The sequence below is a fragment of the Mesobacillus sp. genome (assembly GCF_049588175.1).
Classification (GTDB): Bacteria; Bacillota; Bacilli; order Bacillales; family Cytobacillaceae; genus Mesobacillus.
Map to the genome: position 1 here is coordinate 1 of NZ_JBAVFI010000096.1, position 6846 is coordinate 6846.

General features: G+C 40.8%; 7 protein-coding genes. All 7 read right to left on the reverse strand.

Annotated features, from left to right (window positions below):
* A partial coding sequence (gene hflK / locus WB217_RS02045) for a protease modulator HflK (protein ID WP_423990178.1) occupies positions 1-532 on the reverse strand: 532 nt, incomplete at its 3' end.
* Positions 533-833: 301 nt separating this feature from the next.
* Entirely contained in the window at positions 834-2600 is a 1767-nt protein-coding gene (gene pnpS, locus WB217_RS02050; RefSeq protein ID WP_423990180.1) for a two-component system histidine kinase PnpS, read from the reverse strand.
* Entirely contained in the window at positions 2597-3313 is a 717-nt protein-coding gene (locus tag WB217_RS02055) for a response regulator transcription factor (protein ID WP_335431800.1), read from the reverse strand. Before WB217_RS02055 ends, pnpS begins: the two co-directional genes overlap by 4 nt.
* 247 nt (positions 3314-3560) lie before the next feature.
* Complete coding sequence (locus tag WB217_RS02060; RefSeq protein ID WP_423407631.1) at positions 3561-4037, reverse strand: MaoC/PaaZ C-terminal domain-containing protein; 477 nt, start codon at positions 4035-4037, stop codon at positions 3561-3563.
* Between the two features lie 164 nt (positions 4038-4201).
* The gene (mdh, locus tag WB217_RS02065) at positions 4202-5140 is read right to left on the reverse strand and encodes a malate dehydrogenase (protein WP_423990183.1); all 939 of its coding nucleotides are present in this window, start codon (positions 5138-5140) and stop codon (positions 4202-4204) included.
* Positions 5141-5237: 97 nt separating this feature from the next.
* Positions 5238-6506, reverse strand: coding sequence for an NADP-dependent isocitrate dehydrogenase (gene icd, locus WB217_RS02070; protein WP_423990185.1), 1269 nt, complete (start codon positions 6504-6506; stop codon positions 5238-5240).
* 195 nt (positions 6507-6701) lie between these two features.
* Positions 6702-6846, reverse strand: a 145-nt coding sequence (locus WB217_RS02075) for a citrate/2-methylcitrate synthase (protein ID WP_423990187.1), incomplete at its 5' end; no start/stop codon positions are given.

The following is a 6846-nucleotide window of genomic DNA, read 5'->3' on the forward strand; positions in this document are numbered from 1 at the left end:
AAACACCCATATCGTATTTTTCTATAAGCGATGACAGCAAATCACGCACATCTGCTTCAATTTTCGCCTTACCGGAAGTCAGGGCGTCGTCAATTTTGGAATTTCCGACTATACTTCGTACAGATGCTGATGTAGCATCATAAAGTATTTCTCTTGGATTATCCGCATTGTATAAATATTTCTCCGGATCAGTAATTTTCCACTGCACTACAAGATCAGCAAGCACAATATTTTCATCACCTGTGATCATTTTTGTTTCATCAGGAAACTCTTTGATTTCTCCATCCTTTTCTTCATAGCCAAACTGAAGACTGAACGTCTCCTTAGATAGCTTTTCTACACTTTGGATTGGCCAGGGCAGCTTGAAATGTAACCCTGGATCGCTGATTCCATCCTCTACCTTGCCGAATGTCAATATCACAGCCTGTTCTGACTCATCAACGGTATACCAGGTCGTAAAAGCCAATAAACCTAAAACAATAGCAAGAACCACGATCCCGCTGGTAAGATATATCTTTTTTAAACTCACCATTTTATCCCCCTCTTCCTGCACTTCTGTTTATGTTGGTATTTACGAAACAACCATGACAAAAGTTTCAAAGAAATCATAATTCAGGATAGGTTTTTAGACAATGGAAAAAAGCACAAGCGGGGTCTGCTTGTGCTTTTTTCTAGCTCCTTGGATGAAGGGGTTTTCACTAATGATTGTAGCAACTTAGTGTTAAGAAAAAATAAACCCCTTGTTAAGCTAATGTAAATTTATACAAAAATGAGAAGAAGCCAGTCAGAAACCTGACTGGCTAATTAAATACTTTGCATATTACTTATGATGGTCAACGAGGAAATCGTTTATATAGCCTTATGGTGAAAGTTGTCCCTTTACCCACATCACTTGTCACTTCTATATTTCCCTTATGCGCCTCGACAATATGTTTTACAATGGCCAATCCCAGGCCTGTACCACCAGAGTTCCGGCTCCTGGCCTTATCCACCCGGTAAAAGCGTTCAAAGATACGGGGAATTTCGCTTTTTTCAATACCAATCCCGGAATCCTGTACTTCAATAGAAACCATATCTTTCTTGTCAAACAACGAAATCGTGATGGTCCCATGATTTGGAGAATAGGTTATCGCATTGCTTACCAGATTGATAAACACTTGTTTGATCCTGTCTGGGTCGCCTTCAATCACCATATTTTCGCTGATTTGTCCCAATACCAGGGTAATGTCTTTCTCTTCTGCCTTCCCTCTTAAAATTTCAAGCACGTCCGTAATTCCCTTCAACAAATCGACTTTGCCGACTGTTAATTTGAATCCGTGCTGTTCAATTTTGGATAAGTCTAGCAACTCCTGGATAAGAACCTGAAGACGATCGCTTTCTTTTAAAATAATATCCAGAAATGCTTCAAGTGTCCCTTTATCATGCATGGCTCCATCAAGCAGCGTTTCTGAAAAGCCCTTGATGGAAGTGATTGGGGTTTTTAACTCATGTGAAACATTTGCGACAAAATCTTTTCGCATCTGTTCAAGCTTTTTCAATTCGGTAATATCATGAAAAACCAGCAGAATCCCTTTCCAAACATTGTTTGTCCCGATAATCGGTACCCCGTAAACTTCAAAATGGCGGCGTTCGATTTCCAAAGGCAAAACAACTTGTTTACGGACCTTTTGTTCTGTCATGAAAATTTCTTCAACCATTTGGGAAATCTCTTCATGTTCGATCACTTCATAATAAAGCTTATATAGGTACGCTGAAGGGTCCACGCTAAATATTTCTCTATATGGACGATTGATTAAATTTATATAGCCTCTGCTGTCTATCAAAATCAATCCACTGCCCATATTTTCAATCAGGGTAGTCAAACGGTCCTGCTGGGATTCCTTCGCTTTCATTAACTCCTGCAGGTTTCTTGCCAGAATATTAATGGATGCACTGAGCATACCCGTCTCGTCAATATGATCCTCATATGTCCTTGCACGGTAATTTCCCTTGGCAAGCTCAATCGCGACATTTGTAGCAGATTCAATTGGCTTCGTATAGCGGTTGGTGATCCTTGTACCAAGCAGAATAATTACACTAAGAGCCAACCCTAAACTGATAGTAAGAATCCACCAAATCTGGCGATATGCCTTTTGCAGTTCATTGATCTGTGTCGTTAAAAAAACGTATCCGTCTTTTTTATCTTTATGAATGAGCGGCTTCCAATAATAATGAAGGTCATATCCTCCGCCAATTTCAAGATCACTTTGTTCTCCTGGCGTATCTTGAACGATCTCACCGATAATATCTTTATGTCTGCTAGTATTAATAGTCGAAATTTTGCCCGTATCATAACGGATGTCACCATCCATATCCACAAGGGTAATCCTTGCATTCAGGAGGTCGCCCATCCGTTCAATTTCATTTATATCAAGCTTGTCCAAACCGCCATTTTGCTCGATGTTAGCTGTTAAAAGGCTCATTTCTATTTTTATCCGTTCATTGAATGAATGAATATAATAGTTCTTAAATAACTGACCTAGCACTAAGCCTAAACCTACCAAAACGATAATGATCAGGGTAATAAGGGCATACAAAAGACGTGTCCGGTATTTTGTCATTCTCCCTTAGGTTCCTCCAGCTTATATCCCAGTCCGCGAATGGTTTTAATATATGATGGTTTTTTCGTGTTTTGCTCAATTTTCTCGCGCAAATGGCTGATATGTACGTCAACAATCCTTGTGTCACCCGCAAAGTCATAATTCCATACAGAACTCAGCAGTTGATCTCGTGTCAGCACTCTGCCCTTATTCCTGGCAAGAAACAGCAGCAGCTCAAACTCTTTAGGAGTCAGTTCAAGCAATTCACCCAAGAAATAGGCTTCATAAAATTCAGGAAGAATCTTTAATTCTCCGATTTTGATTTGTCCTTCATCTTCTTGCTTTTCCTCTACAGCGTCCGGGAGAGTCTGCACTCGTCTCAAAATAGCTTTTACCCTTGCAACAACCTCGCGAGGGCTGAACGGTTTTGTCATGTAGTCATCCGCACCCAACTCAAGGCCAAGTACTTTGTCAAACTCGTCATCCTTGGCAGTAAGCATTAAAATTGGCACGTTTATTTTCTGCTGACGTAGCTGCTTGCAAACTTCAATTCCGTCTAGCTTCGGAAGCATCAAATCCAATATCATTAAATCCGGGTTTTCTTCTGCAGCAAGATTGATCCCTTCCTCACCATCCATTGCAGTTACCACAATATAACCTGCCTGTTCCAGGTTATACTTGAGCAGCGTCACGATTGACTGTTCATCATCAACAACCAAGACCTTCTTGTCCATATAAGCCTCCAAAAAAGTTATTACCCCTGTTTTCATCCATTTAGCACTATCTACATTATAATATCAACCTATCAATGAAAATCAAATTTTAAAGATATAAGCTTTGTTAAACACGGCTGTTGATTTTCGTTCCAGGCGCTTTGCTTTCCGCGGGGCGTCAGGTGCTAAAATCAACATTGTCCTTTAACACGGCCAAGAAATAAATAAAAAAAAGGATATACATTTTTCATGTATATCCCCACTTCGTTTAAAAATTTTCCAATGCCCTGCCGTCCATACGCTGGACTGGATATGGCGGACATACAAGCAGTTTCCCTTTAATCACAGTTTCATCATTTTCATTCTTGCCTGAAACGGTGATTTCTACTGTATGCTTGCTCTTGATTACCTCGGTTACCTCAAATAGAAACTGGACAGTACCATAATGGTAAACTGGCTTTACGAACTCTATATCTTGTTTTAAAATGTTGCTTCCCGGTCCCGGTAAATATTTCGATACAGCTGAAGTTATAATCCCATTAAGCATAATCGCTGGAACGATCGGCTTTTCATAAGGAGTTTGTGAAGCGTAGTCATGCTGTATATATAAAGGATTCGAATCATTCGTTAATCCTAAATACAAAAGTAAATCTTTATCCTCTATTTTTTCAGTTAACGTCAGTTTTTCTCCGACAGTAATTTCTTCAAGCTTCCTGCCAAGCTTACGTTTTTTTCCAAGCAGCATAGCCTTTACCCCTTTGCAATAGAAGTTTAGATACTTGCATTCCATTCCCTTGTCCAAAAACAATATACTTCCTAATTTGTGCAAAAAAATCGGGGAATATTCCCCGATTCTCTTATTTCATGCTCTGATAAAACACAACTAATTTTATAATCACCAGTTAGTGATTAAGCAAGCACGGACATAACATTGCGGACTGCCTCAGCAGACTTATCAAGTGCAGCTTTTTCTTCTGCAGTTAATTCAAGCTCGATTACTTTCTCTATTCCGCCAGCACCAAGGATTGTTGGAACACCAAGATAGATGCCTTCGTATCCATACTCCCCTTCTAAATAAGCAATAGATGGCAATATACGACGCTGATCCTTAAGAATCGCTTCGCACATCTCAACCAATGAAGCAGCAGGTGCATAATATGCGCTGCCGTTTCCAAGAAGATTAACGATTTCTCCGCCGCCTTTGCGTGTACGTTCAACGATGGCTTCGAGACGTTCTTTAGGAATAAGTGTTTCTAGCGGAATACCTCCAGCGTATGAATAACGTACTAGAGGAACCATGTCATCTCCGTGGCCGCCAAGAACAAAACCAGTAACATCTTTTACTGAAAGATTTAATTCCTGTGCCACGAATGTACGGAAGCGCGCAGTGTCAAGTACCCCTGATTGGCCGATTACACGGTTTTTAGGAAAACCAGACTCTTTGAAAATAGTATAAGTCATTGCATCAACCGGGTTTGTCAGAACTACGATGAAGCATTCAGGAGAGTGTTTGGCAATTTCCTGTGCAACATTCTTCATGATCTTCTGGTTAGTCTGGACAAGGTCATCGCGGCTCATGCCAGGTTTACGGGCAATACCAGCTGTAATGACTACGATGTCAGAGTCCTTAGTATCTTCATAGTTTGATGTACCAGTAATGTTAGCATCAAAGCCTTGAACCGGGCTCGCTTCAAGCATATCCAGCGCTTTACCTTTTGTAGGGTTTTCCATTTGCGGGATATCGACTAATACTACATCCCCAAGTTCTTTTTGTGCCAGCAGGAATGCTGTAGTTGCTCCTGTGAATCCTCCACCAATGACTGAAATCTTTTTGCGTTTCAATGACATAAGGCTTCCTCCTCAGAAGGTACATATATTTATGGATACTTTGAAAAAATTTTATGTAAAGGCTATCCTCATTAAAAGGATAGCCTTTGCACCTTAATTATTCCATGTTCTTGATCAGTTCATCACCGAACTCAGAAGTCTTGACCTCTGTAGCTCCATCCATCAAACGTGCAAAGTCATATGTTACAACCTTTGAAGCGATTGATTTTTCCATAGACTTGACGATCATGTTAGCTGCTTCAGTCCAGCCAAGGTGTTCTAGCAAAAGGACACCAGAAAGGATAACTGAAGAAGGATTTACTTTATCTAGACCTGCATATTTCGGAGCAGTACCGTGAGTAGCTTCGAAAATAGCGTGTCCAGTTTCGTAGTTAATGTTCGCTCCTGGAGCGATACCGATGCCGCCAACTTGAGCCGCAAGAGCATCAGAAATGTAGTCGCCGTTCAAGTTCATTGTTGCAACAACATCAAATTCTTTTGGACGTGTAAGAATCTGCTGAAGGAAAATGTCAGCGATTGCGTCTTTAACGATAATCTTGCCTGCAGCTTCAGCATCAGCTTGAGCTTTGTTCGCTGCATCTGCACCTTGCTCTTCCTTGATCTTGTCATACTGAGCCCATGTGAATACCTTATCGCCGAATTCCTTTTCAGCAAGTTCATAACCCCAGTTTTTGAACGCGCCTTCTGTGAATTTCATGATGTTACCTTTATGTACAAGCGTTAATGACTTACGGCCTTCTGTGATGGCGTAATTGATCGCTGCACGTACAAGACGCTCTGTTCCTTCTTTGGAAACAGGCTTGATACCGATTCCTGAAGTCTCAGGGAAACGGATTTTATTTACACCCATTTCGTTTTGCAGGAATTCAATAAGCTTTTTAACTTCGTCAGATCCGCTTGCATACTCGATACCAGCATAGATATCTTCAGTGTTCTCACGGAAAATAACCATGTCAGTGTCTTGTGGACGCTTTACAGGAGAAGGAACACCTTCGAACCAGCGTACAGGGCGCAAGCAGACAAATAAGTCTAGTTCTTGGCGCAATGCCACGTTAAGAGAACGGATACCGCCGCCAATAGGAGTTGTTAAAGGTCCTTTAATAGCGATTAGGTATTCATTGATCATCTCCAAAGTTTCACTTGGAAGCCATTCACCTGTTTGATTGAATGCCTTTTCTCCCGCAAAAACTTCTTTCCAGACGATTTTACGTTCACCCTTATATGCTTTTTCAACAGCTGCATCAAGAACGCGTACAGAAGCCGCCCAGATATCAGGACCTGTTCCGTCACCTTCGATAAATGGAACGATTGGATTGTTTGGTACGTTTAATACTCCATCTTTAACTGTAATTTTTTCACCTTGCATTTTATTCTCTCCCTTCGAAATCAGTAACAGAATCAAAGGTTAGCAGGCGAACTCACCCCTAACCTTTCATTTTGGAAGCCAAGCATCTGAATCCCGGACACAACTGTGAAACTGGATTAGATCCTTAACTTCCCACACTCTCCTATTACAGCAATTTTTCACTGAAAAGTAAAATATTGCTCCTTATTTTCTAAATTATCTTAATCCGATTGCCACGTATTCCTGTTTTCCAGGTCCTGTATAGTCAGCGCGCGGACGGATTAAACGATTGTTGTCATACTGTTCAAGGATATGAGCAAGCCATCCAGAAACACGGCTGACAGCAAAAATTGGGGTGAAT